We start from the raw sequence: 17319 nt of genomic DNA, 5'->3' as shown, positions 1-17319 counted from the left end.
TGGGTCATTACAATGCTTCCATTCCGCCGCTCAGCCTATCGACGAGCTGCGCAAGTTCCTCTTCATCCGCAAACTCTATCTCTACCTTGTTCTTGTTCCTAACCCTCTTCACCTTGACGTTGGTATCCAATGCAAGACGAAGCTGTCGTTGGGCCCGCTTGAACGACTGGGGCACCGGCTCTCTCCTAGGCTTCTCCCCCGTCTCATTGTTGCCAGAAAACAATGGGGCAAGGTTTTCTGTCTGTCTGACGCTCAGTCCTTGCTCTAACACCTTCTGCGCCAGCTTGAGCTTCCCCTCTTCGCCTGCCACGGCAAGAATCGCCCTTGCATGCCCAGCGGTGAGCTTTCCGTCCGCCATCATGTCCTGGACTTCCTGGGGTAGGTCAAGCAGGCGAAGCGAGTTGGCGATGGCCGAGCGAGACTTGGAAAGTATCTTTCCGAGCTGTTCCTGCGTAAAGCCGTTGTCTTTGATGAGCTTCCTGTATCCCAGGGCCTCCTCAATGGGATCAAGATCGGAACGCTGTAAGTTTTCGATGAGTGCCAGTTGGAAGACCTCATCGTCACTAATCTCTCGAATGCTTACTGGAATCTCTTCGAGACCAGCGAGCTTCGCAGCTTGGTAGCGCCTCTCCCCTGCCACTATCTCGTAGTTTGCACCCTTTTTCCTCACAAGGATGGGTTGTAGGACCCCGTTTTTCTTGATTGAATCAGAGAGATCCTCAAGTGACTGCTGATCGAACTTCTTTCTCGGCTGGCCCTTGTTAGGCTTTATTTGACTAAGCGGCAGTGTTGATGACAGTGTGATTGCGCTCACTTCCGCATCGGCACCACCCATGAGTGACTCGAGGCCCTTTCCGAGCCCACCTTTTCTAGCCACGACGCACGACCTCCCTTGCAAGCTTCATGTAGGCGAGAGAACCCTTGCTTACGCGCGCATACATATTTATCGGAAGGCCATGTGACGGCGCTTCCGAAAGCTTCACGCTTCTAGGGATGATGCTTTTGAATACCTTGTTCCCGAAGTACTTACGAACTTCCTCTACAACCTGTTTTGAAAGAGTTGTCCTAGCATCGTACATTGTCATTACTACGCCAAAGACATCCAATCCAGGATTCAAGCGCGCTTTGACCATCTTCATCGATTCAAGGAGCTTAGTCACGCCCTCCAAGGCATAGAACTCGCATTGTATGGGGATGAGCAGTGCATTTGCCGCAACCAGCGCATTGATCGTAAGAAGCCCCAACGACGGGGGACAGTCAATGAAGACGTAGTCGAACTCGTCTTTGATTCCCTCGAGTACGCTCTTCAATATCGTTTCTCGCGACATAACCGAGACTAATTCTATCTCTGCACCTGCAAGCTGTATCGTGGCTGGTATTACGAAGACATGAGGCTCTATTGTGTCTTCTATAAGTTCCTCGATGGGATAGTCATGCAACAGTGCATCATAAATGTCGTGTTCCAGCTCTTCTTTCTCAATCCCGAAGCCAGATGAGGTATTCCCTTGAGGATCAAAGTCTACTATCAGGACTTTCTTTTTTTGTTCACCTAGGGCTGCGGCAAGATTCACGGCAGTGGTCGACTTACCAACCCCACCTTTTTGGTTGATTATTGCTAGTACCTTTGCTTCTCTATCTGGAAAGGCCCTCTTTATATCCTTGAATCCCACAAATCCTCCCTCATAGCCCGTCTGTTTTTGCTTCGTGTCTTAAAGGCTTCATTCATGATAGGGGACTTGTTTCACGTGAAACAAGTCCCCTATCATTCAGTTCTTTTGTTTCACGTGAAACGTTCCTCTCATTACAACGGCTTATTCTTAGCCATACCAATATGTCTTGGCAGGTTCAACTTTGCCTTCCCAATTTTTTCGAACGTAAAAATCTCCCTATGACCCTGATCGAGGGGTAGTTCGCATGTTTCACGTGAAACAAGCTTCATTCCGCAAAGTGGTGCGACATGAAGTGCATGATTGACTTCATCTGACTCAATTCGGCCCTTTGAAGATATGAGAAGGCCACCTACCTTCAGTAGGGGAGAAGAGTACTCAATCAAAACGGAGAGCTGGGCAAGCGCCCGGGCTGAGACCAGACTCGCAGCAGCTGGAATCTCCTTAGCAAGCTCTTCAGCACGAAGTGAACTCGTATGCACGCGATCTGACAACCCAAGCTCAAGAAGAAATTCATCGACCGCCTTCGACTTCTTGACGACCGAGTCCACAAGGATGCTGCGGCAGGGGAGCATGATGGAAAGAGGGATGCCAGGGTAGCCTCCACCTGTACCCAAATCAACGTAGAGGTCATTCTTAGCAATACCATGTGAATCAAGAGGCAGCAGAAATAGAAGCGAGTCCAAGATATGACGCAATAGTCCGTCCTTGGTGCTAACAATTCTCGTGAGGTTGATTTGTTTGTTCTTCTCCTGCAGCAGATGCAAGTGCTGCAACAATAGACTTGCCTGCTGCTCGTTGAGCTGAATGCCATAGGAAAGGGCAAGGGTGATGAGATCTTGGGTCGGATCCGCAATGGGACTCATGTAGTTTGGCCTTTCTGACAAAAGTTTCTCAGACAAGAACTTTGGTCAAAACAATGGGGGAGAGGCTTCAACCTCTCCCCCAAATTATCCGACATGGACAGCCTTAAGCAATCAGCGCACGAAAGTGATGACAACCCTTCGATCAGGGTCTTCGCCCTCAGAATGAGTGCTGACCTCGACGTCATCGACAAGGGCGAGGTGGACGAGACGCCGTTCATAGGCATTCATGGGAGCAAGGCTCACCTGTCCGTGCTGGCGCTTGGCACGTGCTGCAGCGGAACGGGCGAGGGACATTATCTTCTCTCGACGGCGAGTCTTGTATCCCTCGATGTCCACTACTACCGGGTAGTGGAACTTAAGTTCATTACTCATAAAAGAAGAAAGTACCATCTGAAGCGCATCAAGGGTGCGGCCGTGACGACCGATAAGAACCGCAAGGTCACCACCGCTCACGTCAAGAATGAGCTCCCCCTCGTCGCCGTCGTACTCGTCAATGACGGGCGAGGTCTCGCCAAAGAAGGCGAGCAGGCTCTTGAGGTAGCCGACGGCGATGTCTGCGATGAGGTCCACATCCGCGTCCTCTAGCTCGACACCAGACTCAAAGCGCTCCCTCACGGCAGAGAAGCGGTCATTCGCGGCTTCGACATCCGCGGAATCGGAAGGCCTGGGCTCAAGGGTGAGCTTCTCCTCTTCCTCCATGTCAAACCTCCATCTTCCTAGGGCAGAAAAAAGTAATCAATGAGACAAGGGAGGCTAGCCCTTCTTGTGGGGACGGGGCTTGCGCTCCTTGCGGACTACGTCGACCTGGACGGGCTGGTTGGCCATTTTGGCCTCGGTCTCGGCCTTCACGCGGTCCATGACGCGCTGGGTGACGACCTTCTGCTGGACTACCTGCCAGATTGCGGACGTGTCGTAGTAGAGCAGTACCGCACCGGGCACGGACCAGCCAAACCAGAGCATCATGATGGCCATCATGACCCCCATGATCAGGGTCTGCTGGCGCTGGTCCTCACCGGTGTTCTTGAGGTTCATGACCAGGGGAACGAAGGTCAGGATGCCGAAGGCGATGTCGAGGATGATGTAGATGAGCGCCCCTGCCAGACCCCCTGCCGCAAGGGCGCCGGAGGCGGACTGGGAGAGCGAGGGCATGATGTTGAGGAAGTGCGCCTCGGCGGGCACGTTGCGGGCGACGGTGAAGAGCGCAAAGAAGACCGGCATCTGAATCAGCACCGGAAGGCAGCCACCAAGGGGATTGAACTTGTTCTCGGAGTAGAAGCGCTGCATCTCCTGGGCCTGGCGTTCGGGATCGTTCGCATAACGGTCCTGAATCTCCTTCATCTTGGGCTGAAGGGCCTGCATGCGCGCGCTCGAGGCAGTTGAGCGGGTCATGAGGGGCATGACGATGAGGCGCATGATGAAGGTGAGGATGATGACGGCCACGCCCCAGTCGCCCGTGAGACGAGCGAGGCTGGCAAGGACGTTCGTCAGAAAGCTAATAAACCAATCCCACATGGTTCCTCCGGGCTAGTGACTAGGGAACGGGATCGAACCCGCCCTTGTGAAAGGGATGGCAACGCAGGATGCGACGGACGGCAAGGAGGCCGCCCCGTGCCGCGCCATAGCGCTCGATCGCCTGGATGGCATATTCCGAGCAGGTGGGGGAGTAGATGCAATGGGGGGAGAAGAGGGGAGAGACGTAGTGCCGGTAGCCCCTCACGATGGCAAGGAGCATGTCCGCGACGAGACCCCTCGCCCCTGTGCGCACGGCAGGCATCCTAGTCACCAACGCGGACGAGAAGCGAGGCAATGGCCTCTCCCACCTCCGCCGGGCTGCTCTGGTGGGTACGACCCGTGGCAAAGAGAATGACGTCGTAACCAGCCAAGGGGAGACCACCTCTGCGTGCACCCTCCCTCAAGACCCTCTTGCATCTGTTCCTATAGACCGCACAGCCCAAGCGCTTAGGTGCAACGAAGGCGACTCTTCCCAAGCCGCCTTCGCCATCCTCGAGCACTGCCATGCGAACGAGTCTATGGTTGACCCGCTTCCCGCCAGAGAAGACCCTCTCAAAATCCCTCTTGGATTTGATGGTCTTCATCGGAATTCTAGACGGTGAGCTGCTTGCGGCCCTTGGCGCGACGGCGAGAGAGAACCGCGCGGCCGCCCTTGGTGGCCATACGAGCGCGGAAGCCGTGGGTCTTGGCGCGCTTCCTCTTGTTGGGCTGATACGTGCGCTTCATGTCTGAATCCTCCTGGGAGCATATAAACGAACCTATAGCGTCAAGCCATAAGATTGTAGGGGTCCGCCCCAACAAAAGTCAATTTTGGCTCTATGGGGCGAACAATTCACCCATTTTACGCTTTTACGACCGAGTAATTGGATGGGCATGCGTCTCGTTCGACGCACAAGTCACCAGGAGACGTATGAAATCATCCAGACTACAGTAAAAATTGCCGAATAGTTCACCTCTAGCTGCTATTATTTTTCAGCACATGATTTTACTAATACGCAGTTATCTACAACATTTCATCTCCTGTTGAAAACTTTCATTTGTTGAAATTCATTCGTGAATGTTTTCATCCTTGGATGAATGAATGTCGAAAAGCGAGGAAGCGCGCATGTCTCACCCGTTCTATCCCTTCGTGCAGAACGAGGGAAGCGAACAGGACGACCAAAGAGGGGGAGCGGACGAGCTCGTCGTGAGGTTCCCGGCGCGAATCGCCGTCTACGACGACGCGGCGGCCGCGCCGAGGGTCGTGGTGGTGGAGCCCTCTGACGTGCGCACCTACCTCGAGGAGATAACCGCCACCGTGGCACGACTCTGCAAGGAGCAGGGTGGCGGCATCCCCTTCATGGTCATACGCGAGGTCGTCGAGAACTACGTGCACGCCTACTTCGCGCAGCCCACGGTGTCGATACTCGACGGTGGAGAGACGATTCGCTTCTCTGACCAGGGGCCGGGCATAGCCGAGAAGGGACGTGCCCTGGAATACGGCACCAGCTCTGCCACGGAGGAGATGAAGCGGTACATAAGGGGGGTTGGGTCGGGCCTGCCCTACGCCCAGCAGTATATGGAGGACCGAGGCGGCTATCTGAGCATCGAGGACAACATCAAGGGCGGCACCGTGGTCACCATCTCCATGCTCGAGCGCGGGGAGGAGCAAGAGATGGGTCAGGGGATGCCGCTCCAACCGTTGTCTCCCGTCGCCGCCCAGGCACAGCCCCCCATGGCATTCGCATACCCCTATGCCTACCAACCAGCACAACAACAGGCGGGCTACATGCCCGTACCGGGGTACGTCCAACCAGCATGGCAATCGATGGCGCAGCCCATGGCTCCCACGGCACAGACGGGAATTGCGACACAGGGAACGCCGGTCGTCCCTCCCCAGGGCGGAGGCACGCTGGTAGGAGGGCTCAACATCTCCCAAAGGGGCCGCGTCATCCTCCAGTACCTGCAGGTCCACGAACTGGTGGGGCCCACCGAACTCAAGAACAGCTTTGGCAACTCGCAACCCACCTGGACGAGGGAGCTCAAGGCGCTTGAGGAGGCGGGCCTCGTGTCAAAGAGGGTTGGCGGACAGAAGAGGGGCCTCACGGAGGCGGGAAGGGCGATAGCGGCGGGCATATAGGACCGAGGCAGACGTCTTCGGGAGTTTTCATCATATAATGGGGTGCACTTTTCAACATTCATCCCCGAAGACGAGTGGTGAGGCATGGATCCCGTACAAGAGTCGGACGCGAAGGTACTCTGGCACGACGTGCTGGGGCTCCTGGCGTCCAAGAGCGTGGCACCGGCGGCGCTCGCCATGCTCAGGAGCTGTGACGCGACCGCCTTTGACGGAAGCGAGCTGCACATCGCGACGAGCATGGGATTCGCACAGAGGAAGATCGTCCAGCAGACCCCACTCATTGAGGAATGCCTCGAGCAGGCGGCGTTCCAGCACGTGAGCCTGGTGGTCGAACTCCTGCAGGAGAGCGCGCCCGCCGCCATCCAGACGAACGCGACCGTGACTCCCGACGAGCTGAGCGGACTTGCCGGCTCTTCGGGGGAGCCCGTCGCCGCGCAGGGACAGGACGAAGGTTGGCAGAAGGCCCAGAGGTCGCAAGGGCGGCGGAGGAACAACAGCTTCCAGAACGACACCAGCGTCCTCGACTCTAAGCTCACCTTCGACCGCTTCGTCGCCGGCGAGGAGAACATGCTCGCCTACGAGGCCGCAAAGCAGGTCGCGAACGGCGAGAACAAGAGCTACAACCCGCTCTTCGTCTACGGGAAGAGCGGCCTGGGAAAGACTCACCTCCTGAGGGCGATACAGAACTACATAGTGAGGAACGACCCCTCTCGCCTCTGCATCTACCGCACGGCAGGCGAATTCATAGAGGAGTACCGCATAGGCTGGAACGACGACAAGCTCGACGCGCGAAGCGCGCTCACCGAGCGCTATCAGGGCGTGGACGTGCTCATCATCGACGACGTCCAGAACATGATGACCGCTGCGGGCACCATCAAGTTCTTCTTCGAGACCTTCAACGCGCTCATGGACCGCGGCAAGCAGATAGTCTGCGCCGCGGACCGCTCGCCCTCCCAGCTTGGCATGGGCGACAGCAAGTTCGACGAGCGCGAGACGAGCCGCATGGACTCCGGCGTCACTGTAAGCGTCCAGGTGCCCGACTACGAGCTCAAGCTCAGCCTCATCAACACCTTCTACGAGCGCATGCGGCAGGACGCCGCCGTCGAGCACGTGCCGGACCTCGGAGGGAACATCCCCGAGGACATGCGCAAGTACATGGCCGAGCGCGCGGGGACCAACATCCGAATCATCGAGGGCTTCGTCCACACCTGTCTTCTCTATGCCTTCCGCAAGGAGAGGAAGGGGGAGGCGCTCACGCGAGAGGACATCGCGCGCCTCGCGGCAGCAAAGTGGCCCACGGGCCAGAGGGTCGTCACCGTCGAGCAGATCCAGAAGGCCGTGGAGAGCTACTATGACGTGGCCCACAACGACCTCATAGGCTCGAAGCGCAACAAGGAGCTCATGGAGCCACGACACGTGGCCATCTGGATGACCAGGGAGCTGACGGACAACACCCTCGCCGACATAGGGAAGCGCTTCGGCGGGCGCAGCCATGCGACGGTCAAGCACAGCATCGCGTGGGTCGACCGCACGAAGAAGGAGGACCGCCTCTTCCTCGACCGCATCCAGACCCTTCACGACGGCATCTGCGACGGAGGGTAGTGGAAAAGTGGAAGAAAGGTCGTCGGTTTCATGTGGATAAGCCCCAAAAGCTGTAGAAGGAGTTTTCCACACGTCGGCCGATTGTTTGGATTGTTGAGTGGCAGCCTCCGGCAGAACATTTGAGACGATAGGCTCTACCAGCAGGTATAAGAAGTATTGAACATTTCGACAGGCTCTATTATTACTACTGTCTCTTAATAAGAAAAAAGTACTAATAGCCATAGAAGGGGTCGCTCATGAAGTTCTCGGTGAGTCAGTCGGCACTGGCAGGGGCACTCGCAGTCGTCTCTAAGGGCATGGCCTCCAACTCGACGCTCCCCATCCTCTCGGGCGTCTACATCAAGGCCGAGGAGGGCGTGCTCGAGTTCCAGACCACCAACCTCACCATCTCCATCCGTCACAAGATACAGGCGAATGTGGAGGAGGCAGGTGCTACGGTGCTCTCGGGCAAGATCCTCTCCAACATCGTGAAGACCCTCCCCGACAGCGCCGTGAGCTTCGAGGGTGCTGGACACACCGTGCTCATCTCATGCGAGAAGAGCAAGTTCCGCCTCAACACCCTCGAGGTGGGCGACTTCCCCGAGTTCCCCGACCTCTCCCCTGACCGATCCATCGAGCTCCCGAGCGGTCTCCTCTCCCAGATGGTCGACAAGGTCTACAAGGTGACCTCGAAGGACAGCTCGCGGCCCATCCTCTCGGGCATCCTCCTCTCGGTCGAGGAGAACACCATCAGGCTGGTGGCGACGGACTCCTACCGCCTCGCGGTGTGCGACTCCAACACCGAGACCTCTTCGGTCGACGAGGCCTTCGTGGCCATAGTCCCGGGCAACACCTTCCACGACGTCCTGACCCTGCCCTCGATGACCGAGGAGGTCATGGTGGGCATCACCGACAGCCAGGTGGTCTTCTCGTTTGGCAACACGACCTACGTCTCGCGCAAGATAGACGGGACCTTCCCGAACTACCGCCAGCTCCTGCCCCCCAGCTGCACGACCTCCGTGAGGATCGACGTCCCCCAGTTCGCGGCCGCCCTCAAGCGCGTGTCCGTCATCGCCCTGGCAAACCCCTCCGTGCGCTTTGACATAGACGCCGACGGCAAGGTCTTGAAGCTCAGCGCCTCCTCCCCCGACCAGGGGGAGTCCACCGAGCTCCTTCCCGTCGAGGTCGAGGGAGAGGGCATGGCAATCGCCCTCAACTACCACTACGTCTTCGACTGCGTCAACGCCGCCACGGGGCAGGACAGCATCACGCTCGAGCTCCAGAGCGCCATGCAGCCGGGCATCTTCAAGTCCTACTCGAAGATCAACTACCTGTATCTCCTCATGCCCGTGAGGATGTAGCTGGTGGGACTCCTGGCCCGCAGCCTCAGCCTCACGGACTGGAGGAACTTCCCCGAGCAGGACCTGGGCCTCGGCCAGGGCCTCACGGTGCTCGTGGGACGCAACGCCATGGGCAAGACCAACACCGTCGAGGCACTGCAACTGTTGACCGCAGGCTACTCCTTCCGGCGTCCCAGGTCGGGACAGCTGGTCCGCGAAGGTGCCAGCAAGGGCCGGGCGCGCCTGCGCCTCGAGGGGGACGGTCGCGTCGTCGACCTCGAGTGCACGGCGACCTCGGATCCGCCGCGGCGCCATTGGAGGCGCAACGGGAAGGCCTGCGCCCCGCAGGACCTGCCCCAGACCCTCATGTCGGTGCTCTTCTGCCCGGACGACCTCTCGTTCGTGAAGAGGGGGGCCTCGTATCGCAGAGACGAGATAGACGACTTCGGACGGCAGGCCGCACCTGGCTACTCCCGTCTCCTGCAGGCCTACGGCCGTGCAGTCGACCAGCGAAACCGGCTCCTCAAGGAACCCTATCCAGACCTCTCGCTCCTCGACGCCTGGGACAGCTCACTGGCGCTCGGCGGCTCGGCCCTCCTCGTCGCCCGCGAGAGGCTGTTCGAGAGGCTCCGCCCGCGCGTCGTCGAGGTGTACGGACAGCTAGCGGCCGGCGAGTGCCTGTCCTGCTCCTACGAGTCCTCGTTGGGCATAGACCTCGCCGGACTCTCCCGCGAGGAGGTGTGCGACGCCTTTCTCGCCCGTCTGTCAAAGATCAGGGGAGACGAGCTCAGGCGCCAGCAGACGCTCGTGGGGCCCCAGAGGGACGACCTAGCCTTCAGGGTGGAGGGCCGCGACGCGCGGAGCTTTGCCTCGCAGGGGCAGCAGCGCACGATCGTCCTCGCCTGGAAGATGGCGGAGGTCGACCTTGCCCGCGAGGTCGTGGGGCAGCTTCCCCTGCTCCTCCTGGACGACGTCATGAGCGAGCTCGACGCCGACCGCAGGGGCGCCATGACGCGCTTCGTCGAGGAGGGGATGCAGACCGTGGTCACCACGACGAACCTGGGCTACTTTCCCGAGGAGCTGCTGGTGGACGCGGAGGTGGTCCACATTGGCGAATAGGGGGGGAGGGGGCCCGGAGAGCCTGGGAAGCTTTTTGGGGAGCTTCCTCTCGGGCGGCTTCGGAGGCCGACTGAGCGCTAACCAGAGGGCTGCGGCCATCTGGTATCGAGCCAACGGCGACACGGAGCGCCGCCACACGACAGGAGTCTTCCTCCGCAAGGGGCGCACCCCGGCGCTCCCGCCCGTCCTTGGGGTCTACGTCGATTCCTCGAGCCGCCTCACCGACTTCAGCGCGAGCAGGGACGTCTATCTTGCGCGCCTCGCCAACGCCGGGCTCGAGCTGTCGGGCATAGAGTTTCGCCTGACCCGCCGTCCGCGCATCGAGGCGGCCCCGCATGAAGCGCGGCCAAGCGGCAAGAGGCGCCCGATGGACCTCCCGCCGTTGGGTGAGGCGGAGAGAGACAGGGTCGAGCGACTCACCTCAGACCTTCCCGACGGGCTTCGGCAGAACGCCTCACGGGCCATGGAACTCTCCCTTAGGCGTGATACGCTCAAGGCAAGAGAATCTGGTGCCGACGCCAAAAAATAGGTCCATAAGCCGTCAGAGACGGTTTCATGGATATTCTGACCGGTGTTTTTTCATTGGTACCAATACAATTCCTCCATTTTGAGAGGATATGTGGCCTAGAATCGTAAGGTCCCATGCACCATGGACCAACCACGCTGAGTGAGAGAGGAACCACGTGGCCAAGAACGAGAACAACTACGGCGGAAACGAGATCAAGGTCCTCGAGGGCCTCGACCCCGTCCGCAAGCGCCCTGGAATGTACATCGGCACGACGAGCTCTGCGGGTCTCCACCACCTCGTGTGGGAGATCGTCGACAACTCGGTCGACGAGGCCATGGCAGGCTACTGCAGCAGGATCAAGGTGACCGTCCACGCCGACGGGTCGGTGACGGTCGAGGACAACGGCCGCGGCATCCCCGTCGAGAAGCACCCGCAGAAGAAGATTCCCACCCTCGAGGTGGTGCTCACCATCCTCCACGCAGGCGGAAAGTTCGACAACTCCGCCTACAAGGTGTCCGGCGGGCTCCACGGCGTGGGCATCTCCGTCGTCAATGCCCTCTCGAAGCGGCTCGTGGCCCAGGTGAAGCGCGACGGCGGCATCTGGGAGATGGAGTTCTCGCGCGGCAAGGTGACCAGCAAGATGAAGCGGGTCGGCAGCTCCAAGGCGACCGGCACCACCATCACCTTCTGGCCCGACGAGGAAATCTTCGAGACGACCGTCTTCGACTACGAGGTGCTGCGCAACCGCCTGCAGGAGACGGCCTTCCTCAACAAGAACCTCAAGATCGCCCTCGTCGACGAGCGCGAGCTCACGCCCCGCACGGACGAGTTCTGCTACTCCGGCGGCATCGTGGACTTCGTCAAGTTCCTCAACGAGGGCAAGACGATCCTGCCCGGCTGCTCCAAGCCCATCTACATCGAGGGCAGCTCCGAGGAGGGCGTGCCCGTCGACAAGCGCGGCGAGGTAGAGGTCTCCATGCAGTGGAACGCGGGCTACTCGGAGACCGTGATGACCTTTGCCAACGACATCTACACCGACGAGGGGGGCATGCACCTCGAGGGCTTCCGCACGGCGCTCACCAAGACGATGAACGACTACGCCCGCAGCCACAACCTCCTCAAGGAGAAGGACAGCAACCTCACGGGCGACGACATCCGCGAGGGCCTCACGGCGGTCATATCGGTCAAGCTCCCCGACCCGCAGTTCGAGGGCCAGACCAAGGCCAAGCTGGGCAGTTCGTACATGCGCGGCCTGACCAACAAGATCGTCTCGCAGGGTCTCTCCGAGTATCTCGAGGAGCACCCCAACCAGGCCAAGGAGATGTTCAAGAAGGCGTCCCAGGCGGCCAAGGGCCGCCTCGCGGCGCAGAAGGCCCGCCAGGCGACGCGGCGCAAGGGCCTGCTTGAGAGCGCTGCGCTTCCTGGCAAGCTCGCGGACTGCTCCGTGCGCGACGCCTCGATGACTGAGCTCTTCATCGTGGAGGGCGACTCCGCAGGCGGGTCGGCCAAGGATGGTCGCCGCCGCGACATCCAGGCCATCCTCCCCCTGCGCGGCAAGATCCTCAACGTGGAGCGCGTGGGCGACCACAGGGCCTTCTCGTCCGAGACCATCCAGGCGCTCATCACCGCCATCGGGACGGGAGTCACGACCTCCATGGGAGACGGCGGGGACTTCGACATATCCAAGGCCCGCTACCACAAGATCATCATCATGACGGATGCCGACGTCGACGGCGCGCACATCCGCATCCTGCTCATGACCTTCTTCTACAAGTACATGCGACCCCTTATCGACGCAGGCTACGTCTACAGCGCCTGCCCCCCGATCTTCGGCGTGAAGGTGGGCAAGAGGATCCACTACGTCTATCCCGACGGCCGCACCGCCGAGGAGGCCCTCCTCGCCCAGGCGATCGAGGAGTACGTCCCGCGCGACGGAGAGGGCAAGCAGCGCAAGTACAGCGTCCAGCGCTACAAGGGTCTGGGCGAGATGGACCCCCAGCAGCTCGCGGACACCACCATGGACCCCAAGAGCCGCATTCTGCAGCGTATCACCATCGAGGACGCGGCCAAGGCGGAACTGGCTGTGTCCAGGCTGATGGGCTCGCAGGTCGAGTACCGCAAGGACTACATCGAGCGCCACGCCAAGGATGCGCGCTTCCTCGACATCTAAGCGAAGGGACAGCAAGTGGCAGAAGACAACGACACCCCCCGGGAGGGCCAGGACGGCATGCTGCCGAACGACCTCCGAGAGCTGCTGAGTCGCGCGGAGCGCGATGAGTCCGACGTTCCCGTCTATGACCCCGACGCTGAGGACGAGGCGGGCATGGACGACGGCGCCGAGGACGACGCGGACGAGAAGCTCGAGCTCGCTGCGGACAACCGTCCCGACGGCGACTCCGTGGACATCCATGGCGGCAGACTCCAGATGCACGAGTTCGGACACGAGATGGAGCAGTCCTTCATCGAGTACTCCATGTCGGTCATCACGGCCCGCGCCCTCCCTGACGTCAGGGACGGCCTGAAGCCCGTCCACCGGCGCATCCTCTACGCCATGAACGAGGCAGGCATCTTCCCCAACAAGCCCCACAAGAAGTCGGCCTGGACCGTCGGCGAAGTCATCGGCAAGTACCACCCGCACGGCGACTCCGCCGTCTACGACGCCATGGTCCGCCTCGCCCAGTGGTTCTCCATGCGCGTCACCCTCGTCGACGGACACGGGAACTTCGGCAACATCGACGGAGACTCCGCGGCCGCCATGCGATACACCGAGTCCCGCCTGGCCCGCCCCGCCATGGAGCTGCTGCGCGACCTCAACAAAGACACCGTCGATTGGAACCCCAACTACGACGAGTCCCTGCAGGAGCCAAGTGTGCTTCCCGCCCGCTTCCCCAACCTGCTGGTCAATGGCTCGCAGGGCATCGCGGTCGGCATGGCGACCAACATCCCGCCCCATAACCTGGGCGAGGCCATCGACGCGACCTGCCTGCTCATCGACAATCCCGACGCCACGACGGACGACCTCATGAGGGTCATGCCGGGTCCCGACTTCCCCACCGGCGCGGTGATCATGGGGTCCGAGGGCATCAGGCAGGCGTACGAGACGGGCAGGGGCATCCTCACCGTTCGCGCCAAGGCCCACGTAGAGTCCACCAAGGGTGGCCGCAACAAGCTGGTGTTCACCGAGTTCCCCTACGGCGTCAACAAGGGCACGCTCCAGGAGAAGATCGCCCAGCTGGTGAACGACAAGCGCATCGAGGGCATCTCCGACATGCGCGACGAGTCCAACCGCAAGGGGCTGCGTCTCGTCATCGAGCTCAAGCAGGGCGTCATCCCCGAGGTCGTTCTCAACAACCTCTACAAGTACTCCTCGCTCCAGACCTCCTTCGGCATTATCGACCTCGCCCTCGTCAACGGCGTTCCCAAGCTCCTCTCGCTCAAGGAGATGCTCCAGTGCTACATCGACCACCAGGTGGAGGTGGTCACGAGGAGGACCCGCTTCGACCTGGCCAAGGCGCAGGCCCGCGCCCACATCCTCGAGGGCCTGCTCATCGCGCTCGACAACATCGACGAGGTCATCAGCATCATCCGCTCCAGCCGCACCGACACCGAGGCCTCAGAGCGCATGATCGCGCGCTTCGGCTTCACCAAGGAGCAGACGACCGCCATCCTCGAGATGCGCCTGCGGCGCCTCACCGGCCTCGAGCGCGACAAGATTCAGGAGGAGCTGGACGGCCTGCGCCGGGCGATCGCCTACTACGAGGAGCTCCTGGCGGACGAGCGGAAGATCCTTGGCGTCATCAAGACCGAGATGGGCGAGATCCGCGAGAAGTACGCCGACAAGAGGCGCACCACCATCTCTGACGCACCCGTCGCCCTCGACGTCGAGGACCTCATTGCTGAGGAGGACATGGTCATCACGGTGACCCACTCCGGCTACGTCAAGCGCCTCCCCGTCTCGACCTATCGCTCCCAGAAGAGGGGCGGCAAGGGCATCCAGGGTCTCTCACTCAAGGACAACGACTTCGTCGAGGACCTCTTCGTGGCATCCACCCACGACTACGTGCTCTTCTTCACCAACAAGGGCAAGGTCTACCGCGTCAAGGTCCACGAGCTGCCCATCGGCTCGCGTCACGCGCGCGGCTCGGCGCTGATAAACGTGATACCGCTTGCCGAGGGCGAAAGGGCCGCCGCCGTCATCACGACGCGCGAGTTCCCCGAGGACGAGTACCTGCTCTTCGCCACCTCCAAGGGCATGGTCAAGAAGACGGCCATGAGCGACTACGACAAGAGTCGCCGTGACGGTATCATCGCCATCAACCTTAAGAAGGATGACGAGCTGGTCAACGTGCGCCGCGTGAAGCAGGGAGAGAACGTCATCCTCTGCACCGACGCCGGCAAGGCAATTCGCTTCGACGAGGGGGAGGTCCGTCCGACCGGCCGCGACACCTCGGGCGTGAGGGGCATCACCCTGAGGGATGACGCCCGCATGCTGGGCATGGAGATTTCCAATGGCAAGGGCGACCTGCTCGTGGTGACCGAGAAGGGCTACGGCAAGCGCACGCCCGTATCCGAGTACCCCGAGCACAAGCGCGGCGGGCAGGGCGTCTTCACCATCGCCATGACCTCCAAGAAGGGCAACCTCGTGGCCTGCCGCGTGGTCGGCCCGCAGCACGAGCTCATGATGGTGTCCGAGGAAGGCGTGGTCATTCGCGTGAAGACCTCTGACATCAGCCTGCTGGGCCGGTCGACCCAGGGCGTGAAGATAATGAACATCGGCGAGTCCGACCGCGTGAGCGCCGTGGCACGCATGATCGCCCGCAAGAAGAAGGCGCCCAAGGCCAACGTCAACCAGGGCATGCTCGACCTTGGCGCCGCAGGGGCCCGGGACGCCGACGACGAGGATCCCATCGACATCGGCGGCGAGGAGGAGCTCGACGAGTCCTTGATCGAGGACGATGACGAGTAGGCCCTCCGACATGAGGTAAATGGGGACCCCGGGCAAATGCCCCGGGGTCCCTCCCTATTCGAGCCAAGTTCGAGCCAAGTTCCTGGCGCGACGCTCCGAGTCAGGAGAGCGTTGGGCCTACGAGTCGAAGTCCTCAGGCGAGATGGACTCGACGAAGTCGTGGAAGCGCTCCATCTCCTGCGCTTCCTCCTCTCGCCTGACTCCCTGGAAGTCGGGCAGCGCCGCAGCCTCGAGCACGTGCTCGTCCGCGAAGAGTGGCACGTCCATCCGCACCGCGAGCGCGATGGCGTCCGAGGGGCGGGCATCCACCTCGACATGGCTGCCGTTGGGGGCGGTGAGGAGCAGGTTGGCGTAGAAGGTGGTGCCATGGACGTCCACGATCTCTACCGCGTCGAGCGTGGCCCCAAGCTCGCGGATGGTGCGCGCCATTACGTCGTGGGTGAGGGGGCGCCCCTGGTGCTCGTCACCGATGCCCATGCTTATGGCGGTCGCCTCTATGGGACCGACCTGTATGGGAAGTTGTATGGGCTCCTCGTCCCTGCCCGCGGTCCTGGTCTTGAGGACTATGAGCGAGGTGACGGGCCCGCCGCCCACCACGATCGTCTGTATGTCCATTCTCTTCACGTCGTCGCACTTCCTCGTACCTGTTTGTGTAGCTATGGTACCCAGACGCCGGCGCCTCTCCCCAAATGTGAGGGAAATCGCAAAGACCAAACTTTTTTGTTGACCGGCCATCGGGCAGCAGGTATTATCTCTTCTTGCGTTGGGCCCGTAGCTCAGTTGGTCAGAGCGTCCGGCTGATAACCGGGAGGTCACAAGTTCGAACCTTGTCGGGCCCACCATTTCTTGAAAATAAACGCTCCAGCGCAGCCGAGTCGCCGCTGGGGCGTTTATTACTCTAGATGGGGCAGGCCGCCGCGCAACACGGGGACGTAGCTCAGCTGGGAGAGCGCGGGCTTTGCAAGCCTGAGGTCGTGGGTTCGAACCCCATCGTCTCCACCATGCAACTCCGGCCAGGGACTCGTCCCTGGTTTTTTATTCTCGGAACAATGCCTGGTCCCTGCCCCCTTGGCAGGACAGCTCGGGCTTGCGCTACCATCGACGGGACACTGACGCGAACGGAAGGACCTTCTCCATGGCAGCAGACGAGTGCAGGCACGACGGGGTTTCGTCGGAGCTCGACGTGCTCTCGAGCACCCTCATGGGCGACGCCTTCGACATGTTGGCGTCCGGTGACGAGGTCAACGTGCTGCTCGTGGTCCAGGACGAGGACGGCAACGCAGGCTCGTACGAGTTCTCTGACGACGGAATCGAGCAGTGCATCGAGGCGGCACGAAGCAAGGTCCTCGAGCTTCGTCATGCCATGGGTGACGAGGAGGCAGGGCTCGGCCTTCCCGTGCGCTATGCGCTCGCCTACGAGGGTGCTGTGGGGGACGACGATGGCTCCTACCAGGATGCCCTCATGCTCGAGTTTGGCGAGAGGGGATACAAGAGCTATTCCGCGTTCTCCTACTTCGAGGGCAGGGGAGAGGGCGACGGCTTCCGTTGGACGGAGCCGGCACCCGCCGGCGAGCTCGAGCCGCTGATCTAGCGTTCCCTCGCCCTCTTGTGCGTCCCAAGCGGCAGTTTGCGTGGAGTGCA

The 17319-nt window shown here is 60.8% G+C and carries 17 protein-coding genes and 2 tRNA genes; 10 read left to right on the top strand and 9 right to left on the bottom strand.

Annotated elements, in window-relative coordinates; translation table 11 throughout:
* Positions 1–7 precede the first annotated feature (7 nt).
* The 8 genes from HMPREF1008_RS02585 to rpmH all read right to left on the bottom strand — a co-directional run bounded on the left by HMPREF1008_RS02585 (position 8) and on the right by rpmH (position 4771).
* Positions 8–877 carry a ParB/RepB/Spo0J family partition protein gene (locus HMPREF1008_RS02585; protein WP_009278288.1) on the bottom strand — a complete coding sequence of 290 codons (870 nt, stop codon included), beginning with the start codon at positions 875–877 and terminating at the stop codon, positions 8–10.
* Positions 870–1670: a ParA family protein gene (locus HMPREF1008_RS02580; protein ID WP_009278287.1), complete on the bottom strand. Its 801-nt coding sequence runs from the start codon at positions 1668–1670 to the stop codon at positions 870–872. Before HMPREF1008_RS02580 ends, HMPREF1008_RS02585 begins: the two co-directional genes overlap by 8 nt.
* A gap of 131 nt (positions 1671–1801) precedes the next feature.
* Entirely contained in the window at positions 1802–2569 is a 768-nt protein-coding gene (gene rsmG / locus HMPREF1008_RS02575; protein WP_232202819.1) for a 16S rRNA (guanine(527)-N(7))-methyltransferase RsmG, read from the bottom strand.
* Positions 2570–2644: 75 nt separating this feature from the next.
* The gene (locus HMPREF1008_RS02570; RefSeq protein WP_009278285.1) at positions 2645–3232 is read right to left on the bottom strand and encodes a R3H domain-containing nucleic acid-binding protein; all 588 of its coding nucleotides are present in this window, start codon (positions 3230–3232) and stop codon (positions 2645–2647) included.
* A 54-nt stretch (positions 3233–3286) separates the two neighbouring features.
* The gene (locus HMPREF1008_RS02565) at positions 3287–4045 is read right to left on the bottom strand and encodes a YidC/Oxa1 family membrane protein insertase (RefSeq protein WP_009278284.1); all 759 of its coding nucleotides are present in this window, start codon (positions 4043–4045) and stop codon (positions 3287–3289) included.
* Between the two features lie 19 nt (positions 4046–4064).
* Positions 4065–4307, bottom strand: a complete 243-nt coding sequence (yidD, locus tag HMPREF1008_RS02560; protein ID WP_050796709.1) for a membrane protein insertion efficiency factor YidD — start codon at positions 4305–4307, stop codon at positions 4065–4067.
* Between the two features lies 1 nt (position 4308).
* Positions 4309–4629, bottom strand: coding sequence for a ribonuclease P protein component (gene rnpA / locus HMPREF1008_RS02555; protein WP_040656704.1), 321 nt, complete (start codon positions 4627–4629; stop codon positions 4309–4311).
* Positions 4630–4636: 7 nt separating this feature from the next.
* Complete coding sequence (rpmH, locus tag HMPREF1008_RS02550; protein WP_009278282.1) at positions 4637–4771, bottom strand: 50S ribosomal protein L34; 135 nt, start codon at positions 4769–4771, stop codon at positions 4637–4639.
* A gap of 379 nt (positions 4772–5150) precedes the next feature.
* Here rpmH and HMPREF1008_RS02545 point away from each other — a divergent pair, with 379 nt between their 5' ends.
* The 7 genes from HMPREF1008_RS02545 to gyrA all read left to right on the top strand — a co-directional run bounded on the left by HMPREF1008_RS02545 (position 5151) and on the right by gyrA (position 15678).
* Complete coding sequence (locus tag HMPREF1008_RS02545) at positions 5151–6164, top strand: ATP-binding protein (RefSeq protein WP_009278281.1); 1014 nt, start codon at positions 5151–5153, stop codon at positions 6162–6164.
* 84 nt (positions 6165–6248) lie between these two features.
* Positions 6249–7766: a DnaA ATPase domain-containing protein gene (locus HMPREF1008_RS02540; protein WP_009278280.1), complete on the top strand. Its 1518-nt coding sequence runs from the start codon at positions 6249–6251 to the stop codon at positions 7764–7766.
* Between the two features lie 236 nt (positions 7767–8002).
* On the top strand, positions 8003–9106 hold the full coding sequence (dnaN, locus tag HMPREF1008_RS02535; protein ID WP_009278279.1) for a DNA polymerase III subunit beta: 1104 nt from the start codon (positions 8003–8005) through the stop codon (positions 9104–9106).
* A gap of 3 nt (positions 9107–9109) precedes the next feature.
* Entirely contained in the window at positions 9110–10204 is a 1095-nt protein-coding gene (locus HMPREF1008_RS02530; protein ID WP_009278278.1) for a DNA replication/repair protein RecF, read from the top strand.
* A complete protein-coding gene (locus HMPREF1008_RS02525; RefSeq protein ID WP_009278277.1) occupies positions 10194–10733 on the top strand; it encodes a hypothetical protein in 540 nt (179 codons plus the stop codon). The genes HMPREF1008_RS02530 and HMPREF1008_RS02525 overlap by 11 nt, the downstream gene beginning before the upstream one ends.
* A gap of 154 nt (positions 10734–10887) precedes the next feature.
* A complete protein-coding gene (gyrB, locus tag HMPREF1008_RS02520; protein WP_009278276.1) occupies positions 10888–12882 on the top strand; it encodes a DNA topoisomerase (ATP-hydrolyzing) subunit B in 1995 nt (664 codons plus the stop codon).
* A 15-nt stretch (positions 12883–12897) separates the two neighbouring features.
* The gene (gene gyrA, locus HMPREF1008_RS02515) at positions 12898–15678 is read left to right on the top strand and encodes a DNA gyrase subunit A (protein ID WP_009278275.1); all 2781 of its coding nucleotides are present in this window, start codon (positions 12898–12900) and stop codon (positions 15676–15678) included.
* A gap of 117 nt (positions 15679–15795) precedes the next feature.
* On the opposite strand, the gene HMPREF1008_RS02510 is transcribed toward gyrA, so the two are convergent.
* On the bottom strand, positions 15796–16293 hold the full coding sequence (locus HMPREF1008_RS02510; protein WP_232202873.1) for a bifunctional nuclease family protein: 498 nt from the start codon (positions 16291–16293) through the stop codon (positions 15796–15798).
* 150 nt (positions 16294–16443) lie between these two features.
* Here HMPREF1008_RS02510 and HMPREF1008_RS02505 point away from each other — a divergent pair.
* The 3 genes from HMPREF1008_RS02505 (at position 16444) to HMPREF1008_RS02495 (ending at position 17269) form a co-directional block, all read left to right on the top strand.
* Positions 16444–16520 (top strand) — tRNA-Ile (locus HMPREF1008_RS02505).
* A gap of 84 nt (positions 16521–16604) precedes the next feature.
* Positions 16605–16680, top strand: a tRNA-Ala gene (locus HMPREF1008_RS02500).
* A gap of 133 nt (positions 16681–16813) precedes the next feature.
* Positions 16814–17269, top strand: a complete 456-nt coding sequence (locus HMPREF1008_RS02495; RefSeq protein WP_009278273.1) for a hypothetical protein — start codon at positions 16814–16816, stop codon at positions 17267–17269.
* Positions 17270–17319 lie beyond the last annotated feature (50 nt).

The organism is Olsenella sp. oral taxon 809 str. F0356 (genome assembly GCF_000233535.1).
GTDB classification, from domain to species: domain Bacteria; phylum Actinomycetota; class Coriobacteriia; order Coriobacteriales; family Atopobiaceae; genus Olsenella_I; species Olsenella_I phocaeensis.
Note: the sequence above shows the minus strand (reverse complement) of the source record. Positions and strands in the feature narration are given on the sequence as shown.

What these genes read in the sequence shown, in the direction of transcription:
- HMPREF1008_RS02570 (WP_009278285.1), bottom strand. Translation starts at nt 3,232, where the DNA reads ATGGAGGAAGAGGAGAAGCTCACCCTTGAGCCCAGGCCTTCCGATTCC.
- HMPREF1008_RS02540 (WP_009278280.1), top strand. Translation starts at nt 6,249, where the DNA reads ATGGATCCCGTACAAGAGTCGGACGCGAAGGTACTCTGGCACGACGTG.
- rnpA (WP_040656704.1), bottom strand. Translation starts at nt 4,629, where the DNA reads ATGAAGACCATCAAATCCAAGAGGGATTTTGAGAGGGTCTTCTCTGGC.
- HMPREF1008_RS02565 (WP_009278284.1), bottom strand. Translation starts at nt 4,045, where the DNA reads ATGTGGGATTGGTTTATTAGCTTTCTGACGAACGTCCTTGCCAGCCTC.
- HMPREF1008_RS02510 (WP_232202873.1), bottom strand. Translation starts at nt 16,293, where the DNA reads ATGGACATACAGACGATCGTGGTGGGCGGCGGGCCCGTCACCTCGCTC.
- dnaN (WP_009278279.1), top strand. Translation starts at nt 8,003, where the DNA reads ATGAAGTTCTCGGTGAGTCAGTCGGCACTGGCAGGGGCACTCGCAGTC.
- HMPREF1008_RS02495 (WP_009278273.1), top strand. Translation starts at nt 16,814, where the DNA reads ATGGCAGCAGACGAGTGCAGGCACGACGGGGTTTCGTCGGAGCTCGAC.
- rpmH (WP_009278282.1), bottom strand. Translation starts at nt 4,771, where the DNA reads ATGAAGCGCACGTATCAGCCCAACAAGAGGAAGCGCGCCAAGACCCAC.
- yidD (WP_050796709.1), bottom strand. Translation starts at nt 4,307, where the DNA reads ATGCCTGCCGTGCGCACAGGGGCGAGGGGTCTCGTCGCGGACATGCTC.
- HMPREF1008_RS02545 (WP_009278281.1), top strand. Translation starts at nt 5,151, where the DNA reads ATGTCTCACCCGTTCTATCCCTTCGTGCAGAACGAGGGAAGCGAACAG.